This window comes from Vibrio lentus (assembly GCF_030409755.1).
Lineage (GTDB): Bacteria > Pseudomonadota > Gammaproteobacteria > Enterobacterales > Vibrionaceae > Vibrio > Vibrio lentus.
The window spans coordinates 576,502-602,673 of record NZ_JAUFQE010000002.1; the positions used below are offsets into that span (position 1 = coordinate 576,502).

Sequence of the window (26,172 nt, forward strand, 5' to 3'; positions counted from 1 at the left end):
CGATGTCGGGCTGGCTTTTTTTTTAATGAGTATGAGTTAACTGAACGCTTCAACGAGAAGGTTATTGCGTTCAGTTAGTCATTACATCATTAGTTAAACATTGCGATTGCTTCTGCAGGCGCTACGTATTCTAGGTCAAAGCTTTCTGCAACTTCTTTACAAGTCACTTTACCGTGGATTACGTTTAGACCTTCTAGGAAACCTTCATCAGATAGAAGTGCTTCGCGGTAACCTTTGTTCGCTAGCTTAACAATGTAAGGAAGTGTTGCATTGTTTAGTGCGTAAGTAGAAGTACGAGCAACGGCACCTGGCATGTTAGCAACACAGTAGTGAACTACGTCATCAACGATGTAAGTTGGATCGGCGTGAGTCGTTGCATGTGAAGTTTCAAAACAACCACCTTGGTCGATTGCTACATCAACAACCGCTGAACCTGGCTTCATCTTAGCGATGTGATCTTTTGTAACAAGTTTAGGAGCGGCTGCGCCTGGGATTAGTACTGCACCAATCACTAGGTCTGCTTCTAGAACATGCTTCTCAATAGCGTCTTCAGTAGAATAAACCACTTTTGCGCGGCCTTGGAATTCTTCATCAAGACGACGAAGCGTATCTACGTTGCGATCAAGAATGGTTACGTCTGCGCGAAGGCCAACAGCCATACGTGCTGCGTTAGCACCAACAACGCCGCCGCCAACTACAACAACTTTCGCTGGCTCAACACCAGGAACGCCGCCAAGAAGAAGACCACAACCACCGTTAGATTTTTCTAGTGTTTGTGCACCTGCTTGAATAGACATGCGACCAGCGACTTCAGACATTGGTGCTAATAGTGGCAAGCGACCCATATTATCTGTTACAGTCTCATAGGCTACGCAGACAGCTTTGCTCTTGATTAGCTCTTCCGTTTGTGGAAAATCTGGTGCAAGGTGTAAATAGGTAAATAATATTTGCCCTTCACGAAGCATAGCTCGCTCGACAGCTTGAGGTTCTTTAACCTTTACAATCATCTCTGCTTTCGCGAAAACGTCAGCAGCAGTAGGAAGAATGGATGCGCCTACAGCGATGTAATCATCGTCTGAAAAACCGATACCAGTACCGGCATTGGTTTCAACAAAAACTTGGTGACTATGTGAGATTAGTTCTCTCACGCTAGCAGGGGTCATACCAACGCGGTATTCGTGGTTCTTGATTTCCTTAGGTACGCCAATGATCATCCTGACTCCTTATTATATTATGGTTGTTTTATCTATGTGTAGGGTAATTCTGTCGAATTAATATCTAGTATAGATAGGTTCAGGTAGAATTTGATACCGAATATTAAAAAGTTGTAGTATATTTTTTTGCAAGGAAGTAATAAGGTGGAATAAAAAATGGCAGACAATTATAAGAAGCCGTCCAAGGAACTAGATCGTATTGACCGCAACATTCTTAATGAGTTGCAAAAAGACGGTCGTATCTCAAACGTTGAACTCTCAAAGCGAGTAGGACTTTCTCCTACTCCATGTCTTGAGCGTGTTCGTCGTTTAGAACGTCAAGGTTACATTACTGGGTATACAGCATTGCTGAACCCACAGTACCTTGATGCTTCACTTTTAGTGTTTGTTGAAATTACTTTGAACCGTGGTGCGCCAGATGTGTTCGAACAATTCAACACCGCTGTGCAGAAACTGGATGACATCCAAGAGTGTCATTTAGTGTCGGGTGATTTTGACTATCTTCTAAAAACACGTGTATCGGACATGGGTGCTTACCGTAAGTTGCTCGGTGATACGTTACTGCGTCTACCAGGCGTAAACGACACTCGTACTTACGTTGTAATGGAAGAAGTGAAACAAACTAATCAACTTGTGATTAAAACTCGTTAATCACAATTGGTGAAATGAAAGAAAGCGGACATTTGTTCCGCTTTCTTGCTTTCTGGAATTGGGTTTTTCTGTTTGATATGGTTAAATCAACAGTAGTTTCATGAAAACGAATGGCTCGTGCCGTTCGCTACGTTTTTATCCCGTTTAATTATTAAGTTGGTTTATGTTCAAGCAGAGCAGTAATAAAGTAGAAACAATCATTAAAACGAGTGAAGAGCCTCAGTCTCCTCGTTTGAATGGTTCTCAACGTCTCAAAGAGTGCAGCCTGATTTTGGGTGTCCTTTTCTCTATTCTACTTGCCGTTGCGTTATTAACTTTCAGTCCTGCAGACCCATCATGGTCGCAAACGGCGTGGGGTGGTGACATTCAGAATGCGGGTGGCTACCTAGGTGCATGGTTGGCGGATACGCTTTTCTTTGTGTTTGGTTCACTGGCTTACCCGCTTCCTATATTGGTGACAGTTGCAGCATGGGTATTGTTCCGCAAGCGTAATGAAGACGAACAAATCGACTTCATGTTGTGGGGCACTCGCTTACTTGGTTTAACGGTTCTTATTCTTACCAGTTGTGGGTTAGCTGATATCAACTTTGATGATATCTGGTACTTTTCATCAGGTGGTGTGGTTGGCGACGTATTAACAAGTCTTGCGCTCCCAACACTTAACGTTCTTGGCAGTACACTGGTTCTTCTTTTTTTATGGGGTGCTGGTTTTACTCTATTAACGGGTATTTCTTGGCTGAGTATCGTTGAATGGTTGGGTGAATGTGCGATTAAGCTGTTTACCTCAGCTGTTAATAAAGCGCGTGGTGAAGACCAAGAGTTGCTTGAACCACAATTAAGAGAGTCGGCAGACCGAGATCTAATCGAAGAACGTCATCAGCAGCATCAAGAGCCTACTTACCGCGATGTTCCTGCTATCGAAGACAACAAAGAATCAACAGAGCATGATCCACTAGATCCTGCACTGAGCTTCTCTGCGACCAATGACTCTTCTGATACTGTGAATGTATTAGACAATACTGCATCGCCGAAGCGTCATTACAATATTTACATGCCAGTCGATGCACCGGCTAAGCAAGAAGCCCCCGTCCGAGAACAACCTCAGATTCAGCCTCAACAAGTTGAGCAAGAGCCGGTTCCTGCTGCACCAGTTTACCAAGCGCCAGAAGAGCCTTTAGAAGAAGGTGTCGAACGTTCTAAACAGTTGAACGCGACTATTGAGCAGTTAGAAAATGCGGCTATGTATGAAGATGATCTTGCTGAGCAGGAACAGGTTGACGCGCATGAATCTCAGATCGCGTATCAGCAATACATGCAGGATGAGCAACCATCAGTTAATCCTACTGAAACGGTTGTTGAAAGTGTAGAACCAGTAATGGAGAGCTCACCAGAAGTAAATAACGAGTTCGATACTGAAGATGTACAACCAGAATCTCTATACGCTTCGCCAATAGGTGAAATAGAAGAAACACCACAAGAATTCTCAACGCCTTTCGAGACAACGGAAGAGCCTGCCTATGAGCAGCCTTCAGAGTTTGAGTCTGTTTCAATGGCAGATGACAATACAGAGCAACCAGACTCTTTAGCTGATCAACAAGACAACTCTGAGTTTGCGCAATCAACTGAACAAGCTCAAGAGCCAGTTGTTGATCTTCCTTGGGAAGAGGTGACAGAAGAACCTGTACATCCAGACCAAGACGTAGCGGCATTCCAAAACATTGTCTCTGAAGCACAAGCAAACATGGCTGCAGCGCAAAACCCGTTCCTCGTTCAGCAAGATGTTAACTTGCCTAAACCAGCAGAACCTTTGCCAACGCTTGAGTTGTTGTTCCACCCAGAAAAGCGTGAAACCTTCATTGACCGTGATGCGCTCGAAGCCATCGCTCGTTTGGTTGAATCTAAACTAGCCGATTACAAAATCAAGGCAGATGTGGTTGATATTTTCCCTGGCCCTGTTATCACTCGATTCGAGTTAGACCTTGCTCCGGGTGTGAAAGTAAGTCGTATTTCTGGCCTTTCTATGGATTTAGCACGCTCACTTTCTGCATTGGCAGTGCGTGTCGTAGAGGTAATACCGGGTAAACCTTATGTTGGCTTAGAACTGCCGAACATGAGTCGTCAAACGGTGTTCTTCTCTGATGTGGTTGCTAGCCCTCAGTTCCAAGAAGCGAAATCACCAACAACGGTTGTTCTAGGACAAGACATTGCTGGTGAAGCGGTTATTGCTGACCTATCGAAAATGCCACACGTTCTTGTCGCGGGTACCACCGGTTCTGGTAAGTCGGTGGGTGTGAACGTGATGATCTTGAGTATGCTTTACAAGGCATCGCCTGAAGACGTTCGTTTCATCATGATTGACCCGAAAATGTTGGAATTGTCTATCTATGAAGGTATTCCACATCTGTTGTCTGAAGTTGTGACTGACATGAAAGATGCGTCTAACGCCCTTCGTTGGTGTGTAGGCGAAATGGAACGTCGTTACAAGCTGATGTCGGCGCTCGGTGTTCGTAACATTAAAGGTTATAACGACAAATTGAAGATGGCCGCGGAAGCCGGTCACCCAATTCATGACCCACTGTGGAAGCCGGGCGACAGCATGGACCCTGAAGCACCATTATTGGAAAAACTGCCTTACATCGTGGTTGTCGTCGATGAATTCGCCGATTTAATCATGGTAGTGGGTAAGAAAGTTGAAGAATTGATTGCTCGTTTGGCGCAGAAAGCACGTGCTGCTGGTGTCCATTTGATCTTAGCAACTCAACGTCCTTCGGTTGATGTTATTACGGGTCTTATTAAAGCCAATATCCCGACACGTGTAGCCTTTACTGTATCGACTAAAACAGACTCTCGAACCATTCTTGACCAAGGCGGTGCTGAGTCACTACTTGGTATGGGTGATATGTTGTACTTACCACCGGGTTCAAGCCACACAACTCGTGTACACGGCGCATTTGCATCTGATGATGATGTACACGCGGTCGTGAATAACTGGAAAGCACGCGGTAAGCCAAACTACATTGATGAGATCACTAACGGCGACCAAACCCCAGAAACACTATTACCGGGTGAGAAGATGGAAGGCGATGAAGAAGTCGATCCTCTGTTTGATCAAGTTGTCGAACATGTGGTTCATTCACGCCGTGGTTCGGTTTCTGGTGTGCAACGTCGATTCAAAATTGGCTATAACCGTGCCGCACGAATTGTCGAGCAATTAGAAGCTCAAGGTATTGTAAGTGCTCCAGGGCATAACGGTAACCGAGAAGTCTTGGCGCCAGCGCCACCAAAAGATTAGTTCCAATAGGAACTCATAACTATTCAGTCGGTCAAAACCAAAACATGACCGACTTATACAAATCGTAGTAAATAACTGGTCACCCTAGCTGGTTAAAACGCTCGATAACTGCGTTATAATTTTTTATTGTAGAATAACTACTTATCAAAAAATTACGCCTTGTTCTCAAGCCTTTTCTCGGCGCTCTTTCTGATCACTTACTTACTGTGATTGGTATTATGATTTAACAGGACTATTGATGAAAAAAGTATTCGCACTTTTATTTATGAGCTTCTCAGTATTTGCTTCTCCGAAAGAAGAGTTGAGTAGCCGCTTGTCGCTGAATGCAGGTTTTAGCGCTGACTTTAAACAAGTCGTCACCAGCCCTGACGGTGATGTTGTGATGGAAGGTGAAGGCACGGTAGAGATCGCACGCCCAAGCTTATTCCGCTGGGAAACAACTTTCCCTGATGAAAACCTATTGGTATCTGACGGCCAAAGCTTGTGGTACTACAGTCCGTTCATTGAGCAAGTGAGCATTTACTGGCAAGAACAAGCCACATCACAAACACCTTTTGTATTATTGACTCGTAACCAAGAAAGCGATTGGGACAACTACAACGTCGCGCAAACGGGTAACCAATTTACGCTAACGCCAACGGCTGTGGATTCTAATCAGGGTGATTTCCAGATTAACATTACTGAAAAGGGCATTGTTCAGGGCTTTAATGTGATTGAACAAGACGGTCAGAAAGGCGAGTTTATCTTTAGCAATGTTGACTTAGGTAAACCTGCTGCAGACCGCTTTACTTTTGTGGCGCCGGAAGGTGTCGAGGTCGACGACCAAAGAAACTGATCCAAACTGGCAGATCGTTTGGTAGTCAGTCGATAGGCATTGATGCCATCAACGAATCAAGAGATTGCAATTGAGTAATTACAGCTTAGATTTTGCAGGGGACGAAGATTTTCGTCCCCTTGCTGCTCGTATGAGACCTGAAACTGTTGAACAGTACATCGGTCAGCAGCATATATTAGGTCCAGGTAAACCCCTTCGCAGAGCGTTGGAGGCGGGCCATATCCACTCCATGATTTTATGGGGACCTCCGGGCACCGGTAAAACCACGCTGGCAGAGGTGGCAGCAAATTACGCCAATGCAGAAGTAGAACGCGTATCTGCGGTGACGTCGGGTGTAAAAGACATTCGAATCGCCATTGAAAAAGCGCGTGAGAACAAGCAAGCAGGGCGTAGAACGATTCTATTTGTGGACGAAGTCCATCGCTTTAATAAAAGTCAGCAAGATGCCTTCTTACCTCATATCGAAGATGGCACGGTTACGTTTATCGGCGCGACCACAGAAAACCCTTCTTTTGAGTTAAACAACGCTTTGTTATCACGTGCGCGTGTCTACAAACTGACTTCGCTTAATACTGAGGATATCTCCCTCGTCATTCGCCAAGCCATTGAAGATAAACAGCGTGGTCTGGGTGATGTGTCGGCTGATTTTGCTGATAACGTATTGGATCGTCTTGCTGAACTGGTCAATGGTGATGCTCGTATGTCGCTCAACTATCTTGAGCTGCTGTATGACATGGCTGAAGACAACGACAAAGGCGAGAAAGCGATAACGTTGCAGTTGTTAGCTGAAGTGGCTGGTGAGAAGGTTGCTCGTTTCGATAACAAGGGGGATATTTGGTATGACCTAATATCTGCGGTTCATAAGTCAATTCGTGGCTCGAATCCCGATGCAGCGTTGTATTGGTCGGCGCGAATGATTGCAGCGGGTTGTGACCCTTTGTATATAGTAAGACGCTTGCTAGCGATTGCTTCTGAAGATATTGGTAATGCTGATCCAAGAGCAATGCAGGTCGCAATGTCGGCTTGGGATTGCTTCACACGTATTGGCCCAGCAGAAGGGGAGCGTGCGATTGCTCAGGCGGTTGTCTATTTAGCGTGTGCACCAAAGAGTAATGCCGTTTACACCGCTTGGAAGCAAGCCTTAACGGATGCTCACAACCTTCCTGAATATGAAGTCCCTTATCATTTACGTAATGCACCCACAACTTTGATGAAGGACATGGGCTACGGGCAAGAATACCGTTATGCTCATGATGAACCAGGTGCCTACGCCGCTGGAGAAAAGTATTTGCCGCCTGAAATGGGCGAAACACAATACTATTTCCCAACAAAACGAGGCTTAGAGACCAAAATTGGCGAGAAGCTAGATTATCTGGCGGATTTGGACGCAAAAAGCCCACAAAAACGCTATGAAAAGTAGTCTTTTTTGGATATCGTTACCTAGTCATAAAAATTCAATTAAATCGTTATAAATTGGTCGAAATAGCACCAGTTTTAGGGGTTTAGCAGTGATTCAGTAGCAATCTACTGAATATTCAAATAACTAAAGCATAGGATTAGCAATGCTGGATTCTAAATTACTTCGAGCTGAGCTGGATGAAACAGCGGCAAAATTAGCACGTCGAGGCTTCACCCTTGATGTAGAGACAATTCGTGAACTTGAAGAAAAACGTAAGTCCCTTCAGATGAAAACTGAAGAGCTACAAGCGTTACGTAACTCTCGATCGAAGTCCATTGGTCAAGCGAAAGCAAAAGGCGACCATGAAGAAGCTGAGCGTATCCTTGCAGAAGTAGGCAACTTAGGCGCAGAACTAGACCAAGCTAAAGTAACATTGGCTGAGCTTCAATCTGAGCTAGAAACGATCACAATGTCGATTCCTAACCTACCTGACGCAGAAGTGCCAGATGGTAAAGATGAAGACGACAACGTAGAAGTTTCTCGTTGGGGTCAACCTAAGACTTACGACTTCGAAGTGAAAGATCACGTTGATCTTGGCGAAATGTCTGGCGGTCTTGATTTTGCAAGCGCAGTTAAAATCTCTGGTTCTCGTTTCATCGTGATGAAAGGCAAATTCGCACGTCTACACCGTGCTATTGCTCAGTTCATGCTGGACCTTCACACTGATGAGCACGGCTACACAGAAATGTACGTACCGTACCTAGTGAACCACGATAGCCTATACGGTACTGGTCAACTTCCCAAGTTCGGCGAAGACTTGTTCCACACAAGCCCGCTAACTGAGCAAGTAAGTGACGTGCCTCTTAAGACTCTATCGCTTATCCCTACTGCGGAAGTACCGGTAACGAACATGGTTCGTGACACGATTACTGATGAAGCTGAACTGCCACTTAAGATGACAGCTCATACGCCATGTTTCCGTTCTGAAGCGGGTTCTTACGGTCGTGACACTCGTGGTCTTATCCGTATGCACCAATTCGACAAAGTTGAATTAGTACAAATTACTAAGCCAGAAGACTCAATGGCAGCGCTTGAAGAGCTAACAGGTCACGCTGAGAAAGTACTTCAACTTCTAGAGCTTCCTTACCGTAAAGTGATTCTATGTACGGGTGACATGGGCTTCGGTTCTGCGAAAACTTACGACTTAGAAGTCTGGGTTCCAGCACAAGAGACATACCGTGAAATCTCTTCTTGTTCAAACATGTGGGATTTCCAAGCACGTCGTATGCAAGCTCGTTTCCGTCGTAAAGGCGAGAAGAAACCTGAACTTGTACACACACTTAACGGTTCTGGTCTTGCTGTTGGTCGTACTATGGTTGCTATTCTTGAGAACAACCAAGAAGCAGATGGCCGTATTGCTATCCCAACAGTACTTCAACCATACATGGGCGGCGTAACGCACATCGGTTAATGCCAATTTAGGTTAATCAAATTTAGATTAATCTGACTTGCCAGAATATTTAAAAGGCTTTGCTGTAATGGCAAAGCCTTTTTTGTATATAGCCGTCATAAAACAGAAGCTACATATAAGCAAAACTAGCGTTATTTACTTCATCGCCTTGCTGACATGCGAGATCGGCTTGTTTACAGGCTAATAGCGCTTTTCGGTAATAGTTTTGATAGTTGTTTTTGGTCAGTTCATCAAGCGTATAGAGCTGCGTGATCACCTCATCGCACTTCTGAATTATCGTTATCACTTGTTTAGCCCCCATCGAATCTGGCCATATAACAGAGAGTAGCTTGATGATGTTCATACAGACGTTCTTGATCATTGGGCATTTTTTGTGAATATCTAGATAAGCGACAAGCACCAGTTTATAGTTTGACTGCGCCTGCTTTATGCAGATATTTTTCGCTTTTAGCCATTCCATCTTTTCAACGTTGCGGCTTTTTATCTCAGATCGCATCGTCATCTGACTTGAAATAACGATCTCGTTCGCTGTTTTAACAATCGAATTTCCGCAGCGATTCTCTGCGATTTTAAATTCGTTTTCGCAGCTCATTCTGTCCAACAACCATGCATGGTGGTAAATCACAGGAAATGCATCAAAGTCATTTTTATCATGCAATACGGTCAGTATCGTGACGGATTTTTGATACTGTTTAGTTTCCATCGCGATGTGGGCAGCGATAAGTGCTAAGTCAGTCTGAAGCCGTGATCTTGCCTCTGTGGGGATCTTCGAAATCAAGTAATTAACTTGGTCTAAGTTCGCTTGTTTGTCGAAGCCATCAGATGCGCAATAGAGCAAGAATCGAATATGATTAAGCTTCATATACCAGTTGTCTCGAAAGGTGTCCCTATTGATCTGCACATAGTTCTGATAGTGGCGAAGCGCGGTTTTAGAGTCATTCACCGATAAACAAAGGTTAGCGATCGCTAATTCTCTCTCTGAATTTCCAGGGGTGAGCTCACTCGCTAACTTGAAGTGAGCAATGGCCGTTGGGACTTTGTTGTTGATCAGGTTGACTTGAGCTGCTTGGTCTCGATATAAGGTGCTGGTGGGCGCAGAGTCAATCAAGCTTTCGATCATACGCTGTGCTTCGTTGAACTGGCCTAAATTCGCAAGACTGTTCGCTAATCCAGCTTGAGCCCAATCAAAGCTACCTTCATCAAGCGCTTTTTCATAAACATTCTTGGCTTCATCGTAGAGCTTGAGCTTGGATAGAAAGCTTCCACGGAATTGTTGGATTGTCGCAAAATATTCAGAGTGGAATGGGAGCAGTTCTTCACAATATTCGAGACCGGCCTCGTAGTTGTTCTCTCTCTCCGCTTTGTAGATATTCTGCAGCACTGATTTCTTTTTTAATGAGCTTGTAATGCGCTGTTTCAACGTTTCGCGGTTGAATGGTTTCAATAGGTAGTTGTCAGGACGAAGTTCCAGGATAGGGCGGATAGATAAAGCTGAGTTCTCACCTGTGACAAGGATAAAGATGCCATCATCTTTTAATCTGTTGGATTGCTTCAACTCTTCAAACAATTGTTTTCCGTTGATGGTGTCGCCAAAATTGTAATCACAAATGATGACATCAAAAGTCGTGTCACTTGTTATTGTCATTGCAGTACGAGGAGATTTAGCTATCGATATCGAACGTTCTGAAAAGCCAATATGAATCAGCATATTGCGAATAGTTGATAACACGATCGTTGAGTCATCAACGATAAGTGCATTTAGTTGGGATAATTTCATGCTTACTTTAATCTATATACTGACGTGAATTCCGCAGGTATTACGGGTTGTATTACACGATCGAAAAAACTAGAAACGCTCGGTTTCTACTAAGTCGATACAAGCCTTGGCTAAGATCGGATTCTTTCTCTCGCTAATATTGTTTATCTAATTTCAGTGGAATTGAGTTAGCTGATTTGATTCTAGAATGAAATCGAATGGGGAAGTTCATCATAATATTCAGCACCAAAATGGTTCGTATTTTATGACGGCTATTTGCCTGATAGGTAACACTCTTTTGCTAATTGTTTTTGTGGAGAGGATTAAATTTATTTATGGGGTCTGTAAGGATGGAATTGGAGATAAATATCGGTTCAAGATGTTTCTATTGGCTATCTTATTATTAGCCATGGAATAAGCCGCCGTCGATATTCTAAAGGCGGCTTATAGGTTTTCGGTGTTTCTATTTGGTTTTATTGATATCAACTTGGCTTGAAGCAAGCAGATTGTTGGAGGGCTTTATCAATAGATGAAACAAGTTGTTCGATATGTTCCGGTTTGCTAATGAAGGGAGGCATCATATAAATCAACTTACCAAACGGACGTATCCAAACGCCTTGTTCAACAAAGTGAGCTTGGATGGTTTCCATATCGACAGGAGTGTGGGTTTCAACAACGCCAATCGCTCCCAACCAGCGAACATCTTTGACAAGATCATGCTCTCGCAAAGGCGGTAGCAACTCAGAGAAAAGTTGCTCAATTTGTTGAGTCTGATTTTGCCAATCGCCTTGCTCTATGATGGACAAGCTTGCCGCACCTACCGCGCAAGCTAATGGGTTACCCATAAAGGTTGGCCCGTGCATAAAACAACCCGCTTCACCGCCACATACTGTGTCAGCAACTTCTTTACTCGCAAGCGTTGCTGAAAGGGTCATATAGCCACCAGTTAGCGCCTTACCTACGCATAAGATATCCGGTTGAACATCGGCATGTTCGCAAGCAAAAAGTTTCCCTGTACGGCCAAATCCGGTCGCAATCTCATCCAAGATCAGCAAGACGTTGAATTCATCACACAGCAAGCGAACCTGTCTCAGGAATTCAGGATGATAGATACGCATACCGCCAGCACCTTGAACGATTGGCTCTAAGACCACCGCAGCGACTTCTTGATGGTGGGTTGCCAGCTTTTCTCGAAAGCTGTTGATGTCGTTGGCGTTCCATTGATCCCAAAATCCCGTTTTTGGTGAATCAGCAAAAATATGTTCCGGTAAAAAGCCTTTGTAGAGGCTGTGCATCGAGTTATCTGGATCAGTCACCGACATCGCCGCAAAGGTATCACCGTGGTAGCCATCTCTGAGCGTGAGGAACTTCGAACGAGGCTGTTCTTTGGCATGCCAGTATTGGAGAGCCATCTTGAGGCTAACCTCTACGGCTACTGAACCTGAATCGGCTAGAAATACGTGTTCTAGATTACTTGGCGCGAGATTCAGCAGTTTCTTACATAAATCGATAGCGGGCTGGTGGGTAATACCACCAAACATAACGTGCGAAACTTTGTCTATTTGGCTGTGAGCGGCCGCATTTAATACCGGGTGGTTATAGCCATGGATGGTTGACCACCATGATGACATGCCATCAATAATTCGTTTTCCGCCTTCTAATTCTAGGTAAACACCGTCTGCATTCGTGACTGGGTAGCAGGTCAGAGGTGTTAACGTTGATGTGTAGGGATGCCAGATATGCTGGCGATCAAAGGCGAGATCCATAGTAACTTCCATTCTTGATGAGGTTAAAAAATAACCAGATGTAAACTTTTGATATTATCAATGTGTTGACAGTCTAAAGCTTGTCGGTAGACTAGCCAAGCATAAATGCAATCTCTATTGATAGAGATGAAACATCAAATAATAAAAAAGGATCGACACGTGGAAGTTCGTCATGACTGGACAGTTGCTGAAGTAACAGCGCTGCTTGAAAAACCGTTTATGGATTTAATGTTTGAAGCTCAAGTCGTTCATAGACAGTACCAAGAGCACAACCACGTGCAGGTGAGTACGCTTCTATCAATTAAGACCGGTGCTTGTCCTGAAGATTGCAAGTACTGCCCTCAAAGTGCTCACTACCGAACGGATGTCGACAAAGAACGCTTAATGGAAGTAGAGCGTGTTTTGGATGCGGCGCAAAAAGCCAAGAACGCGGGTTCGACTCGTTTCTGTATGGGCGCGGCATGGAAAAACCCGAAAGAACGCGATATGCCTCACCTGACTGATATGATTAAAGGTGTAAAAGGCATGGGCCTAGAAACGTGTATGACGCTAGGTATGCTAACGCCAGATCAAGCAGATGAGCTAGCGGGTGCAGGTCTGGATTACTACAATCACAACCTTGATACTTCTCCTGAGTTCTATGGCAGCATCATTACTACTCGTACTTACCAAGATCGTTTAGACACTCTATCTCACGTACGTGATGCCGGAATGAAGATTTGCTCTGGCGGTATCATTGGTATGGGCGAAAGCACCAATGACCGTGCAGGTCTACTTGTTGAGCTAGCGAACCTCCCAGTCCACCCTGAAAGTGTGCCAATCAACATGTTGGTAAAAGTAAAAGGCACACCGATGGAAAACGTCGATGATGTTGAATCTTTTGACTTCATTAAGCTGATTGCGATTGCTCGTATCATGATGCCAATGTCTGCGGTTCGTCTATCAGCGGGCCGTGAGAATATGAATGAACAGATGCAAGCGATGTGTTTCATGGCTGGCGCGAACTCTATCTTCTACGGTTGTAAGCTACTGACTACACCAAACCCAGATGAAGACACGGATATGCAGCTGTTTAAGAAGTTAGGTATCAACAGCCAACAAGTGGCTCAGAAGCCTGATGAAATTCAAGAAAACGAACTGTTAGATCAAGTGGTGGAGCGGGTTGCTGCTCGTCCAACGAAAGATGACATGTTCTACGATGCCATTGTTTAAATCTCGCATCAAAAGTGCCCTTGCTCATCGTCGCGAGCAAGGGTTAACTCGTCAACTTAAGGTGTTAGAAAACAGTAATGGCCCTTTGCTTACTAGCGAAGGTTCTAACTTCATTAATTTTTCGAGTAATGACTATTTAGGCTTGGCAAATGATCCTGAACTGGTCGATGCATGGCAAACCGGACTTTCCCAATATGGTGCCGGCAGTGCGGCATCGCCATTGGTCACGGGTTTTAGCCCTGCTCATCGAAATTTAGAGGCTCAGCTGTGTGAATGGCTTGGCTTTGAACGTGCCATTCTCTTTAGTTCTGGTTTCAGTGCTAATCAAGCTTTGTTGTTTTCTCTGCTCGATAAAGACGACTCTCTGTTGCAAGACAAACTTAACCACGCCTCTTTAATGGAAGCGGGGATACTTTCACCTGCAACCATGAAACGCTTTAAGCACAACGACACACAACATTTAGAGTCGCTATTGAGTCAAACTCCACAATCCTTGGTTGTGACTGAGGGTGTGTTCAGCATGGATGGTGATCAAGCGCCTCTCAGTCAGATATCTAGCCTGACTAGTCAATACGACAGTTGGTTGGCGGTTGATGATGCCCACGGTATTGGCGTATTAGGTGATAAAGGGGCAGGGAGCTGCAACGCCGCACAAATCTCACCTGATATCTTGGTGGTGACCTTTGGTAAAGCATTTGGCCTTTCTGGTGCTGCGATTCTTTGTTCGTCAGAAGTGGGTGATTACTTAACTCAGTTTGCTCGTCATCATGTGTATTCGACGGCGATGCCACCTTCACAAGCGGTGGCTTTGTCTCATGCGTGTCAGATGATTCAGACGCAAGAGTGGCGTCGAGAGAAGCTCATGGAATTAGGTGCGCTCTATGCGGAGCAAATGAGTGGTGTGAATGGTTTTATTGATACTCAGACTCCGATTAAGCCATTTGTGATTGGTGAAGCCCAAGCCGCGCTTTCTATTGCAGAAGAGTTGAAGCATAAACAAGTTTGGGTAACGGCGATCAGGCCACCAACCGTGGCTACTGGGACAGCTCGTTTGCGTATTACTTTAACGGCCAACCACAGTCAGAAGCAGGTTCTTCAGTTAACCAGCTCGTTGCTTAAAGCAATAGAGTTAAATAGTGAGGCTCAGTAAATGTCACAAGAAGCAGTAGTGGATAATTACGTAGGCCAAGATAAGAGTGCTATTGCCGAAGCTTTCGGTAAAGCAGCAACAACCTATGACAAACACGCTGAATTTCAGCGCGACGTAGGCCACCGACTATTGGATAAGCTACCGAGTGACCTCTCTGGGTTAAAGGTGCTCGATCTAGGTTGTGGTACAGGGTATTTCTCTGAACAGTTAGTTAAGCGAGGTGCTGCAGTAGTATGCGCTGACCTTTCCAATGGAATGTTGGACGAAGCAAAACAACGCTGTGGTGCATCTGTCTCTTTATATCAACAAGCCGATGCCGAGCAATTACCGTTTGAAGACGGGCACTTTGACATCGCTTTTTCTAGCCTTGCGTTGCAATGGTGTGACGACTTGTCGTCGCCTTTGAGAGAGATGAAGCGTGTTACAGCGGTTGGTGGACGTGTTATTTTCTCAACTTTGCTTGATGGATCACTGTTTGAACTGAAAAAGTCGTGGTCCAAAATTGACGCACATCAACACGTTAACCATTTTATTACAATCAATCAGGTAAAAATTGCGTTAGCGCAATCTAGCTGTACGACTCATCAACTAGACTTGCCCACCATCACCGTTTGGTACGACACTGCGTTTGAACTGATGCGCGACCTTAAAGGTATCGGCGCTAATCACGTAAGTGGTCGCTCACAAGGTTTAACAAGTCGCCGTATGTTGCAGCTTGTTGAACGGGAATATCGAGAGTTTAAAAACCATCAAGGTTTCTTGCCAGCAACATATCAAGTTTGTTTAGGGGTTATTCAATTATGATTGATGCATTATTCATTGCAGGTACGGATACCGAAGTGGGAAAAACTGTGGTTTCAAAAGCGATTCTTCAAGCTTTGGCCGCACAAGATTTATCAACAATTGGCTACAAGCCAGTTGCTGCGGGGTGTGAACAATACCCTGAAGGGTTACGTAACAGTGACGCGCTGCATCTTCAAGAAGCGGCGACGCAAGATGTTGCTTACGAAGACGTTAACCCGTACGCGTTGCTATTACCATCATCACCGCATATCGCAGCTAAGCATGACGGTGTCGTGGTTGATGAAGCGGTATTATCAGCAAAGTTAGAAGAGCATAAACAGAATTCAGACATCGTTTTAGTTGAAGGTGCTGGTGGCTGGCGTGTTCCGGTTTCAGACGATGAATACTTGTCTAGCTGGGTTAAGAAAGAGCAGCTTCCAGTCGTACTGACTGTGGGTATTAAGCTTGGCTGTTTGAGCCACGCTTTGTTAACCGCAGAAGCGATTCGTGCAGATGGTCTAAACCTAGTAGGTTGGGTTGCTAACCGTATTAATCCAGGCACTGAGCACTATGCTGATATTATTGCGATGTTGGAAGACAAGCTAGGCGCGCCAAAACTGGGTGAGATCCCTTACGTGCCAAAAGCTAAGTCTAAGAACATTGGTAAGTACATTAATGTACAGCCATTGCTTGAACTCTAAGTTTCAAGTTATGCGTTAAACAAGAAAAGGGCTGCGATTGCAGCCCTTTTGCTATGTTAAGCCTTTGACCATAAGTTGATGAACAACCGGTCTTTTAATCCAGCAAGCTTGGGATTAATGTTCTTTTGTAAGTCCCATTAGTGCTTGCTGTGTTTCTGTGATTTTTGTCTGTGCCGTTTGCGGTGTTAGGATTCCAATCTGCTTTTTCGCTTCTTCTTCAGTAATCCCTAGGTGACAGCACAGTAAATCGATAGCCATTTGAGTGTTAGTACCTTCAACCATGATCGTTCCCTTTTTGTACATGGACTAGCCAATAAATCATCTGAGGTCACTGTAAACGGATTGTTATATCGACACCATACGACTTAGGTCTAATAGACCGCGATTAACTCAGCTACAATCTCGTAATCAAATGTTGCAATTTAATGCTTAACCTTGTTTTCTTAATCTAAGACTATATGTATAAGTAAGTATAAGTCTTCAAGGTTGGAATAAATTGCTGTCTGCCTTGTCTATAACAATAAGTTTTATAAAAACAGCTTTCATGCGGAGATAAGTAATGAAGCGAGTAATGTTGTTCCTTGCAACCAACCTTGCGGTTGTATTGGTACTAAGTGTTGTTCTTAATATTGTATATGCAGTCACAGGTATGCAACCAGGAAGCCTCTCAGGCTTGCTGTTAATGGCTGCGGTATTTGGCTTTGGTGGCTCATTCATCTCATTAATGATGTCAAAGAAAATGGCGCTACGCTCAGTAGGCGGCATGGTCATTGAAAGCCCACGTAACGAAACAGAACATTGGTTGATGGAGACGGTAAGCCGTCAAGCTCAACAAGTTGGTATTGGTATGCCAACAGTGGCGATCTATGACTCGCCAGACATCAACGCATTCGCAACAGGTGCTAAGCGTGACGATTCATTGGTAGCGGTATCAACAGGCCTGCTACACAACATGACGCGTGACGAAGCTGAAGCGGTATTAGCGCATGAAGTTAGCCACATCGCGAATGGTGACATGGTGACGATGACTCTAATGCAAGGTGTCGTGAACACGTTCGTTATCTTCCTATCTCGTTTCATCGCCAACATTGTTGCGTCGAATGACAACGAAGAAGAGGGTGGCAGCAACATGATGGTGTACTTCGGTGTGTCTATGGTGTTGGAATTGGTATTTGGTTTCTTAGCGAGCTTCATTACGATGTGGTACAGCCGTCATCGTGAATTCCATGCCGATGCAGGTGCAGCAAACCTAGTGGGTAAAGAGAAGATGATTGCAGCGCTAGAGCGTCTAAAGGTGAGCCACGAGCCACAACTAGAAGGTTCTATGATGGCGTTTGGTATCAACGGCAAGAAATCGCTTACTGAGCTACTAATGAGCCACCCGCCACTAGATAAGCGTATCGCGTCTCTACGTAACATGTAGTCGCAACGTATTCTGTCGTCGCTAGTCGACAAGAGACCTTTGAAAGGCTTCCTTCGGGAGGCCTTTTTTGATCTTGGCGTTTAAGGATGTTTCTCTAATATGGTTTGCAGTATTCGAATAGGGGAGGCTAGTTGGAAAAGTCAGGTTTGATTGACGACTGTTGTTTTACTTAGGGACTATTGTTCGAAACATTTGTTCATACGCAACAAAAAGGCTTCCACATGGGAAGCCTTAGTCAATTCTGTGATTCGAAATTCGAATCTTACAGCTTGTCAGTTAGCTCGATAGCTTGACCGATGTAGTTCGCTGGAGTCATCTCTTTCAGACGAACTTTCTCGTCTTCAGGAATCTCAAGGCCATCGATAAATGCACGCATGCCTTCGCCATCTACACGTTTACCACGAGTTAGCTCTTTTAGCTTCTCGTATGGTTTCTCGATACCGTAACGACGCATTACTGTTTGTACTGGTTCAGCCAATACTTCCCAGTTCTTGTCTAGTTCAGCAAGTAGCGCAGCACGGTTAACTTCTAGCTTGCTAATACCTTTCAGAGTCGAAGTGTATGCAATGATTGCGTAGCCAACACCAACACCTAAGTTACGAAGAACTGTAGAGTCAGTAAGGTCACGCTGCCAGCGAGAAACTGGAAGTTTTTGTGCTAGGTGGCTAAATACTGCGTTCGCTAGACCAAGGTTGCCTTCAGAGTTTTCGAAGTCAATTGGGTTAACTTTATGCGGCATTGTAGAAGAGCCGATTTCGCCAGCAATAGTCTTCTGCTTGAAGTGACCAAGAGCGATGTAGCCCCAAACGTCACGGTCGAAGTCTAGAAGGATAGTGTTGAAACGTGCAATTGCATCAAAAAGCTCAGCGATGTAATCGTGAGGTTCGATTTGAGTTGTGTACGGGTTCCAAGTTACGCCAAGAGATTCAGTGATGAACTCTTCGCTGAACTGGTGCCATTCAACTTCTGGGTATGCAGAAAGGTGTGCGTTGTAGTTACCTACAGCACCGTTGATTTTCGCTAGGATTTCAACGTTTTCGATTTGCTTGTATTGACGTTCCATACGGTACGCAACGTTAGCCATCTCTTTACCCATAGTAGAAGGAGAAGCAGGCTGACCGTGTGTACGAGACAGTAATGGAATATCACGGTACTCGTTCGCAAGTGCTTTGATAGCATCAATTACGTTACGGATTTCTGGAAGAATCACTGTGTCACGAGCTTCTTTAAGCATAAGCGCGTGAGAGGTGTTGTTGATGTCTTCAGAAGTACATGCAAAGTGAATAAATTCGTTTACAGCGTGAAGTTCAGGAACGCCAGCAACTTTCTCTTTCAAGAAGTACTCAACCGCTTTAACGTCGTGGTTAGTCGTGCGCTCGATCTCTTTGATACGTAGAGCATCTTCTTCACTGAAGTTAGCAGCTAGTTCATCAAGAAACTGGTTAGCTTCTGCACTGAACGCTGGAACTTCTTTGATTGCATCTGTAGCTGCAAGCTTTTGTAACCAACGAACTTCAACGATAGAGCGGTACTTTAGTAGGCCAAACTCACTAAAGATGCTGCGTAATGCAACAGTCTTGCTTCCGTAACGGCCGTCTACTGGTGAAACAGCAGTCAATGCTGACAGTTCCATGGTGTTCTCCTGAATTGAGTTTTCTAAATTTTGAGAGGTTTATACCAGTAACAATCTCAATTGTCACGCATATTGCGCAATCGTTTGCGTGAGAGTTGTATTGGTACAAAAAACAAGCTCGCGACAAGGCGCGAGCTAATAAATTACATGCGAGCTAGCAGGATTTGAGCCTGCTCGATCATTTTTTTGCGACCGAAGATAAGGTGGCGACGTTTGCCGCCAACTTGACGCCACAAAACAGCGCTTCGAATGCCTGATAACAGCAGGGCACGAACCTTATGTTGGCTCGATGTCTGTTGAAGTACGGCTGGCGTACCAGAAACCTGAATACGAGGGCCAATAGGGCTCACTACATCTAAGTAGATGCTCGCAAGGTTGCTGATCATTTGCTCATCAAACAGATCGAAGTGCTCAGTTTGACGCTCTGCGGTTTGAATACGATCGCCAAGCTGTGACATAGAGTCATTGCGAGCAGATAGTTTACGTTCAAGCGCCATCAAGCTGATGATGTAGCGAGTAATGTCGCTACCAGCAGGAGTACTGTCGATACCCTTTACTAAGCATTCAAGGCCTAGCTTTAGGTTCGCCTCACGGCCAAATACACCCACAGTGTTCGCTGGGTTAGTATTTAAAATGGCATTGAGTGAAGCTTCGAAGGCATCTTTATCACAACGGCCGTCTTTCGCTACTTGTTGAACCAAAGCCACAGCTTGGCAAATTCCAGCGAAAGCAATAGTACGGTCATAAAGTGTATTAGCCACGTAGTAACTCCTAGTTGTTTTCTATCGTTTGTTGTTCGTTCGATTCGATTAGATGCGTTTTTCGATGATACCACCACCAAGACATACTTCATCTTGGTAGAACACAGCCGACTGGCCTGGTGTTACAGCGATTTGCGGCTCATCGAAGATAACCTTAATGTTATCATCGTCAATTGGGATGATTGTACAAGGAATATCGATCTGACGGTAACGTGTTTTTACCGTGCATGTCATAACTTCAGTAATTGGTGTGCGATTAACCCAATGAAGCTGAGATGCGAACAAACCTTCTGATTTAAGAAGCGGATGGTCTTTACCTTGAACCGCGATCAGAACGTTACGCTTAAGATCTTTTTCACCAACAAACCATGGTTCTTCGTTACCGCCGCCACCTTTAGTGCCGCCAATATGAAGACCTTTACGTTGACCCAAAGTGTGGTACATCAAGCCTTGGTGTTGACCAATCACTTGGCCTTCAGGTGTCTCGATATTACCCGGTTGAGCAGGTAGGTATTTGCCTAAGAACTCCGTGAATTTACGCTCACCGATAAAGCAGATACCGGTAGAGTCTTTTTTCTTCGCAGTGATCAAGTCTTGCTCTTCAGCAATACGGCGCACTTCAGGCTTCTCTAATTCACCCACAGGGAATAGGCTGCGTGCCACTTGATCTGAACTTAGCGTGTATAGGAAATAGCTTTGGTCTTTATTGCTGTCTAGGCCACGTAGCATTTCTGGTTTCACGCCAGCGTCTAGCTCTTCTTGAGTTGGGAAAGTACGACGAACGTAATGACCCATAGCAATGTAGTCTGCGTCTAATACTTCGTCCGCAAACTCTAAGAATGCTTTGAATTTGATTTCTTTGTTACAAAGGATATCTGGGTTCGGTGTACGACCCGCTTTGTATTCTTCAAGAAAGTACTCGAATACATTATCCCAGTACTCAGCTGCAAAATTGATAGTGTGAAGGTGGATACCTAACTTGTCACATACCGCTTGAGCATCAGCAAGGTCTTCAGCTGCCGTGCAGTATTCTTCGTTATCGTCTTCTTCCCAGTTTTTCATGAAAAGGCCTTCTACCTGATAGCCTTGTTGCTGAAGAAGATACGCCGATACTGACGAATCTACACCGCCGGACATACCGACAATTACTTTCTTTTCGCTGTTTCCAGAGCTGATATCTGACATGTCTAAACACCGTTACTATTACTTGGTCGCAGATTCTAACAGAAAGAGAAACACCGTGACAGATCCGAGACCGGAATCACAGTTTCATTTGCACAAATATTGCGCTGACTTCGTTAGAGAATCGCATGAACGCGAGGAGACTCGCTAGGATGTCAGATCTATATGTGGCATAGTCGCTCGAAATCCAAGACCTGAGATAAAAAATGTCTGAACAAAATGAGTTTATGCAAGAAGAACAGTTGATCGAGATTATCGAGAACCAACTTGAAGATGGCCAACCTGTGAAAGTGAAAGAGACGCTGATGCGTTTAATGATGACAGGTACTCCTCGTGAAGAGGCAATTGCTGCAATGGCATGTGCATTGGCAATTGAAGTATTTGACGTGATGAAAAACGGCGCTGAGTTTAATCAAAAACGTTACGCCGAGCATTTAGGCATGCTGCCTGATTTAAGCTTTATGGAAGGTGAATAAAAAAATAGCCTAGCAAACGTTTGCTATAGTTTGAAAGATTGCCGCGTTAAATATAGCGCGGTAGAATCCGCCACCTATTTCCCCTTGACTTAGACTAGCCTTATGAAATTCCCTGGACAACGTAAATCAAAGCACTATTTTCCGGTTCACGCTCGTGATCCTTTAGTAAGCCAAGCTCAAACTAGCAAAAGAATGTCACGTACTCATATTATCGGTATTGACCAAACTTTGGTGGATATTGAAGCGAAAGTGAGTTCTGAGCTAATCGAAAAATATGGCCTAAGTAAGGGACACTCACTGGTTATCGGTGATGAAGCTGCTGAATCCTTATATCAAGAATTAAAAGAACAGTGCCTGATCACTAATGAATACGCTGGTGGTACGATCGGTAACACATTACACAATTACTCAGTATTGGCGGATGACCGTTCAACACTGTTAGGTGTAATGAGCCAAGATATTAAAATTGGTAGCTACGGTTACCGCTATTTATGTAATACATCAAGCAGAATGGATCTGAACCATTTACAAGGGGTAGATGGCGCAATTGGTCGTTGCTTTGCATTAATTACAGAAGATGGTGAACGTACTTTCGCAATTAGCGAAGGACAAATGAACCAATTAAAACCAGAGAGCATTCCTGAGAAAATCTTCAAAAGTGCTTCTGCTTTAGTATTAACAGCGTATCTAGTTCGTTGTAAGCCAGGCGACCCTATGCCTGAAGCAACAATGAAAGCTATTGAATACGCGAAGAAATACGATGTGCCTGTTGTTTTAACACTTGGTACTAAATTCGTTATTCAAGATGACCCAGAGTTCTGGAAAGATTTCCTGGAACAGCACGTAACCGTTGTTGCAATGAATGAAGACGAAGCTGAAGCCTTAACAGGTGAAAGCGATCCTCTTGCTGCTTCGGACAAAGCACTCGATTGGGTAGACTTGGTTCTATGTACGGCAGGCCCTGTTGGCTTGTTTATGGCGGGTTACACTGAAGACGCTGTGAAGCGTGAAACGTCATTACCGTTGCTACCAGGCTCAATTGCTGAATTTAACCGCTATGAATTTAGCCGTCCTGCGCATAAAGACTTATGTGACAACCCAACGAAGATCTATTCGCATATTGCCCCTTACATGGGTGGTCCAGAAAAGATCAAAAATACCAATGGTGCAGGGGATGCGGCGTTGTCGGCTTTATTGCATGATATGGCTGCAAATAAATATCATAAAGAAAATGTGCCGAACTCTAGCAAGCATCAACATGCATTTTTAACGTATTCATCTTTTTCACAAGTTTGCAAATATTCAAACCGTGCAAGTTATGAAGTGTTGGTTCAGCACTCACCACGCTTGTCTCGCGGCCTTCCTGAAAGAGAAGATAGCCTAGAAGAAGCATACTGGGAAAGATAAGATATTTTTATCGTTCTCATTTATATTTCTAATAGCGAAATATAAAAAAGGCTCCGAAAGGAGCCTTTTTTGTTTCTGAACATATTGAAGCCGTAAATAATACTTTAGTCGACCTTAATATTAATTCTATTGCTTAGCGTGTAATTGATTACCCACTAAGTAAACTAAATGTTTAGATAGCAAACTCTTCTAGAGATTTACCAGCATCTAGTTGTTCTTGGATAGCTGAAGGCGTACGACCTTGACCTGTCCAAGTTTTCTCATCGCCATTGCCATCTACATATTTGTATTTAGCTGGACGAGGAGCACGTTTAGCTTTTGCTGTTTTTGTTTTTGCTTCACCAGAAAGCGCAGCAATAAGATCAGCAACATCGATGCCGTCTTTTGCAATTTGTTCAGCAATAGCAGAAAGCTTAGCTTCTTGCTCTGCTTTAGCAGCTTGTTCTTCAGCTTCAGACTCTTGACGCTCTTGTACAACAATAGTTAGCTTGTCTAGTGCTTCTTCAAGTTGCTCAAGAGTTAATTCACGTGAGAATGCGCGAAGGCTACGGATATTCAATAAAGTTTTTGTTAATTCAGACATGATATTTTCCATCAAGGTAAACTAAATAATCTTCCTAATAATAAACAGAGCCTAGGAATAAAACAAATAGTATTTCTTGTATTGGTTATTTAAATATAAAAGTGAGATGAATAGTTGAAAAAGAAACGACTCACTTTTGATGAATTTATAATAATTATTAAGATTTTCTTAAAAATCGATATGTGACTGGTGGAGTAATTGCTTTCTGTAGACTATTTTTGTATTGATTAGTTCATTAACAAAACCCTATTTTTCTCGGAATGATATGTTGCATTGTTGCTCTTGATGAGTACAATTGCGGCTACCTGATGCGATGCTTTGGTTAATTTGTTGTTAAACTCTGGTTTACACGGTTAATAATGTTATCGCACGTAGAGGTGCAATTATAAAAAGTAGTTTTCGTTGGGGTGATGCCAATGAACGGGAATGAAAGGTCTAATTGCCGAAGTAAATTGTATATCTAAGCAATTTGCTGGGGTTGTGCTCAATAGGTACAACACTGCCATAGTCTTAATTTTAAACTATGGAGCGCTACTGTAGGGTTGGGTGAAGTGTTCACTTCCCTTTCGCTTAGTTCAACATGAGCTTGATAAGTCGTATCAAGTTTGTCTGCAGTAGATCTCTAGCCAAATAAAAAACTGGTTTTTGAAGATCATGAATTTAATAGATTTTGCAACATCGCCTTTATCGCTGCTTCCTCCTTTGGTTGCATTGACTCTTGCTATTGTTACCCGCCGTGTATTGGTTTCTTTGGGTGTCGGTATCGTCATGGGTGCGATTCTACTTGCTGATTATTCAGTTGGTAACGCAGCTAGCTACGTGTTTACTAAAGCATCTGGTGTTTTCATCGAAGATGGTGGTATCAACACTTGGAACATGAGCATTATCGCATTCCTACTTATCCTTGGAATGATGACCGCTCTATTAACACTTTCTGGCGGTACTCGCGCATTCGCTGAATGGGCACAGTCTCGTGTGAAGAGCAAACGTGGTTCAAAACTACTTGCTGCCTTCTTAGGCGTATTCATCTTTGTTGATGATTACTTCAACAGCTTAGCGGTAGGTGCTATCTCTCGTCCTGTAACAGACCGTTTCTATGTATCTCGCGCTAAGCTAGCTTATATCCTAGATTCTACTGCTGCTCCTATGTGTGTGATCATGCCTGCTTCTAGCTGGGGTGCTTACATCATTACTATTATTGGTGGCATCTTAGTAACACACGGTGTGACAGAGTATTCTGCACTGGGTGCTTACGTTCGTCTTATCCCAATGAACTTTTACGCTGTATTCGCACTACTTATGGTATTTGCGGTAGCGTGGTTTGGTCTAGACGTTGGTAAAATGCGCGAGCATGAGATTGAAGCATCACAAGGCCGTGGCTTTGATGGTGACAACGATCAAAAGCAAGCTCATGACCTGAACGAAGAGCTAGATATTGAAGAGAGCGAGAACGGTTCTGTTTCTGATCTCGTTATGCCAATCGTATCGCTAATCGTAGCAACAGTTGCTGCCATGCTTTACACGGGTGGCCAAGCGTTGGCTGCTGACGGTCAAGCTTTCAACCTGCTTGGCGCGTTCGAAAACACAGATGTAGGCAAGTCTCTTGTTTACGGTGGCGTGTTAGGTCTGCTTGTTGCGTTAGCGACAGTATTCAAGCAAAAGCTACCAATGTCTGATATCGCAAGAACAATGTGGATCGGTGCGAGCTCAATGTTTGGCGCTATCCTTATCCTTGTGTTTGCATGGACTATCGGTTCTGTTATCGGCGACATGAAAACAGGTTCGTACCTATCATCTCTAGCGACTGGCAACATTGATTACCACTGGCTACCGGTTATTTTGTTCCTTCTTGCTGGCCTAATGGCATTCTCGACAGGTACATCTTGGGGTACGTTCGGTATCATGCTTCCTATCGCAGGTGACATGGCTGCAGCTTCTGACATCGCGCTGATTCTACCTATGCTAAGTGCGGTTCTGGCTGGTTCAGTATTCGGTGACCACTGTTCTCCAATCTCTGACACAACGATTCTGTCTTCTACCGGTGCTCGTTGTAACCACATTGACCACGTATCGACTCAGCTTCCTTATGCGCTGTCTGTAGCGTTTGTATCGTGTATTGGTTTCATCACACTAGGTATGACGTCTTCAATTGGCATCGCGTTTAGTGCTGCGTCTCTAACGTTCGTTGCAGTATGTTTTGCATTGGCTTACTTCTCTCGTTGCAAAATGGCGACGTGCAAAAGCTAAAAGTGAAAGTTAATCAGTAAAGTATCAGGGAGGCATTGGCCTCCCTTTTTTGTGCCTGTTAATTTAATTTTAAATTTCGTGAAAAAAGTTCGAATAAATGGTTGAAAAAGGATGTGACCTTAGTTAGTGTGGAGACAAGACAGCAAACAACCTAAGAGCTGATAAGTATGCGTAAACTAGTAATGAACATTCATCACCATCATCACCCTATCTAGTCTTTCGGGGAGATT

The 26,172-nt window shown here is 44.1% G+C and carries 21 protein-coding genes, 1 riboswitch and 1 other annotated feature (1 of these 23 only partly in view); of the genes, 13 read left to right on the forward strand and 8 right to left on the reverse strand.

Going from position 1 to position 26,172, the window contains the following annotated elements; genetic code table 11:
- Nucleotides 1-89 precede the first annotated feature (89 nt).
- A complete protein-coding gene (ald, locus tag QWZ07_RS11025) occupies nucleotides 90-1,214 on the reverse strand; it encodes an alanine dehydrogenase (RefSeq protein ID WP_017107652.1) in 1,125 nt (374 codons plus the stop codon).
- Nucleotides 1,215-1,370: 156 nt separating this feature from the next.
- Here ald and lrp point away from each other — a divergent pair, with 156 nt between their 5' ends.
- From lrp to serS, 5 genes are all read left to right on the forward strand, one after another.
- Nucleotides 1,371-1,865 (forward strand): leucine-responsive transcriptional regulator Lrp, encoded by a 495-nt coding sequence (gene lrp / locus QWZ07_RS11030; RefSeq protein WP_004734558.1) that lies wholly within the window; start codon nucleotides 1,371-1,373, stop codon nucleotides 1,863-1,865.
- A gap of 163 nt (nucleotides 1,866-2,028) precedes the next feature.
- Nucleotides 2,029-5,157, forward strand: a complete 3,129-nt coding sequence (locus QWZ07_RS11035) for a DNA translocase FtsK 4TM domain-containing protein (RefSeq protein WP_192852711.1) — start codon at nucleotides 2,029-2,031, stop codon at nucleotides 5,155-5,157.
- A 238-nt stretch (nucleotides 5,158-5,395) separates the two neighbouring features.
- Nucleotides 5,396-5,992 (forward strand): outer membrane lipoprotein periplasmic chaperone LolA, encoded by a 597-nt coding sequence (gene lolA, locus QWZ07_RS11040; RefSeq protein WP_029223421.1) that lies wholly within the window; start codon nucleotides 5,396-5,398, stop codon nucleotides 5,990-5,992.
- A 70-nt stretch (nucleotides 5,993-6,062) separates the two neighbouring features.
- The gene (locus QWZ07_RS11045; protein WP_192852712.1) at nucleotides 6,063-7,412 is read left to right on the forward strand and encodes a replication-associated recombination protein A; all 1,350 of its coding nucleotides are present in this window, start codon (nucleotides 6,063-6,065) and stop codon (nucleotides 7,410-7,412) included.
- Between the two features lie 142 nt (nucleotides 7,413-7,554).
- Nucleotides 7,555-8,862: a serine--tRNA ligase gene (serS, locus tag QWZ07_RS11050; RefSeq protein WP_004734554.1), complete on the forward strand. Its 1,308-nt coding sequence runs from the start codon at nucleotides 7,555-7,557 to the stop codon at nucleotides 8,860-8,862.
- 109 nt (nucleotides 8,863-8,971) lie between these two features.
- Here serS and QWZ07_RS11055 read toward each other — a convergent pair whose 3' ends face one another.
- Both QWZ07_RS11055 and bioA read right to left on the reverse strand, forming a co-directional pair.
- The gene (locus QWZ07_RS11055) at nucleotides 8,972-10,639 is read right to left on the reverse strand and encodes a response regulator (protein WP_192852713.1); all 1,668 of its coding nucleotides are present in this window, start codon (nucleotides 10,637-10,639) and stop codon (nucleotides 8,972-8,974) included.
- A 461-nt stretch (nucleotides 10,640-11,100) separates the two neighbouring features.
- Nucleotides 11,101-12,384 carry an adenosylmethionine--8-amino-7-oxononanoate transaminase gene (gene bioA, locus QWZ07_RS11060; protein WP_192852714.1) on the reverse strand — a complete coding sequence of 428 codons (1,284 nt, stop codon included), beginning with the start codon at nucleotides 12,382-12,384 and terminating at the stop codon, nucleotides 11,101-11,103.
- A 159-nt stretch (nucleotides 12,385-12,543) separates the two neighbouring features.
- On the opposite strand from bioA, the gene bioB reads away from it, so the two are divergent.
- From bioB to bioD, 4 genes are read left to right on the forward strand one after another with little or no spacing between them, the layout of a single operon-like run.
- The gene (gene bioB, locus QWZ07_RS11065; protein WP_192852715.1) at nucleotides 12,544-13,596 is read left to right on the forward strand and encodes a biotin synthase BioB; all 1,053 of its coding nucleotides are present in this window, start codon (nucleotides 12,544-12,546) and stop codon (nucleotides 13,594-13,596) included.
- On the forward strand, nucleotides 13,583-14,746 hold the full coding sequence (bioF, locus tag QWZ07_RS11070) for an 8-amino-7-oxononanoate synthase (protein ID WP_192852716.1): 1,164 nt from the start codon (nucleotides 13,583-13,585) through the stop codon (nucleotides 14,744-14,746). Before bioB ends, bioF begins: the two co-directional genes overlap by 14 nt.
- Nucleotides 14,747-15,550 (forward strand): malonyl-ACP O-methyltransferase BioC, encoded by an 804-nt coding sequence (gene bioC / locus QWZ07_RS11075; RefSeq protein ID WP_192852717.1) that lies wholly within the window; start codon nucleotides 14,747-14,749, stop codon nucleotides 15,548-15,550. It abuts the gene before it with no gap.
- Nucleotides 15,547-16,230, forward strand: a complete 684-nt coding sequence (bioD, locus tag QWZ07_RS11080; RefSeq protein ID WP_029223420.1) for a dethiobiotin synthase — start codon at nucleotides 15,547-15,549, stop codon at nucleotides 16,228-16,230. Before bioC ends, bioD begins: the two co-directional genes overlap by 4 nt.
- A 114-nt stretch (nucleotides 16,231-16,344) precedes the next feature.
- Here the strand turns inward: bioD and QWZ07_RS11085 are convergent, their stop codons facing one another.
- Complete coding sequence (locus tag QWZ07_RS11085) at nucleotides 16,345-16,512, reverse strand: hypothetical protein (protein ID WP_017078977.1); 168 nt, start codon at nucleotides 16,510-16,512, stop codon at nucleotides 16,345-16,347.
- Nucleotides 16,513-16,789: 277 nt separating this feature from the next.
- Here QWZ07_RS11085 and htpX point away from each other — a divergent pair, with 277 nt between their 5' ends.
- Nucleotides 16,790-17,653, forward strand: a complete 864-nt coding sequence (gene htpX / locus QWZ07_RS11090) for a protease HtpX (protein ID WP_054546660.1) — start codon at nucleotides 16,790-16,792, stop codon at nucleotides 17,651-17,653.
- A gap of 262 nt (nucleotides 17,654-17,915) precedes the next feature.
- On the opposite strand, the gene purB is transcribed toward htpX, so the two are convergent.
- From purB to mnmA, 3 genes are all read right to left on the reverse strand, one after another.
- Complete coding sequence (gene purB, locus QWZ07_RS11095) at nucleotides 17,916-19,286, reverse strand: adenylosuccinate lyase (RefSeq protein ID WP_017109928.1); 1,371 nt, start codon at nucleotides 19,284-19,286, stop codon at nucleotides 17,916-17,918.
- 143 nt (nucleotides 19,287-19,429) lie between these two features.
- Complete coding sequence (hflD, locus tag QWZ07_RS11100) at nucleotides 19,430-20,047, reverse strand: high frequency lysogenization protein HflD (protein ID WP_004734565.1); 618 nt, start codon at nucleotides 20,045-20,047, stop codon at nucleotides 19,430-19,432.
- Between the two features lie 48 nt (nucleotides 20,048-20,095).
- The gene (gene mnmA / locus QWZ07_RS11105) at nucleotides 20,096-21,232 is read right to left on the reverse strand and encodes a tRNA 2-thiouridine(34) synthase MnmA (protein WP_192852718.1); all 1,137 of its coding nucleotides are present in this window, start codon (nucleotides 21,230-21,232) and stop codon (nucleotides 20,096-20,098) included.
- Between the two features lie 203 nt (nucleotides 21,233-21,435).
- Here mnmA and QWZ07_RS11110 point away from each other — a divergent pair, with 203 nt between their 5' ends.
- Together QWZ07_RS11110 and QWZ07_RS11115 are read left to right on the forward strand one after the other, a co-directional pair.
- The gene (locus tag QWZ07_RS11110) at nucleotides 21,436-21,705 is read left to right on the forward strand and encodes a hypothetical protein (protein WP_004734567.1); all 270 of its coding nucleotides are present in this window, start codon (nucleotides 21,436-21,438) and stop codon (nucleotides 21,703-21,705) included.
- A gap of 102 nt (nucleotides 21,706-21,807) precedes the next feature.
- Nucleotides 21,808-23,112: an inosine/guanosine kinase gene (locus QWZ07_RS11115; RefSeq protein WP_017109925.1), complete on the forward strand. Its 1,305-nt coding sequence runs from the start codon at nucleotides 21,808-21,810 to the stop codon at nucleotides 23,110-23,112.
- 172 nt (nucleotides 23,113-23,284) lie between these two features.
- On the opposite strand, the gene QWZ07_RS11120 is transcribed toward QWZ07_RS11115, so the two are convergent.
- Nucleotides 23,285-23,695 (reverse strand): H-NS family histone-like protein, encoded by a 411-nt coding sequence (locus QWZ07_RS11120; protein ID WP_017109924.1) that lies wholly within the window; start codon nucleotides 23,693-23,695, stop codon nucleotides 23,285-23,287.
- Nucleotides 23,696-24,059: 364 nt separating this feature from the next.
- A riboswitch (Lysine riboswitch) is annotated at nucleotides 24,060-24,237 on the forward strand.
- Between the two features lie 112 nt (nucleotides 24,238-24,349).
- Between QWZ07_RS11120 and QWZ07_RS11125 the strand changes: the two genes are divergently transcribed.
- Nucleotides 24,350-25,942, forward strand: coding sequence for a Na+/H+ antiporter NhaC family protein (locus tag QWZ07_RS11125; RefSeq protein WP_065103837.1), 1,593 nt, complete (start codon nucleotides 24,350-24,352; stop codon nucleotides 25,940-25,942).
- Nucleotides 25,943-26,132: 190 nt separating this feature from the next.
- Nucleotides 26,133-26,172, forward strand: a sequence feature (His leader region) (it continues 96 nt past the right edge of the window).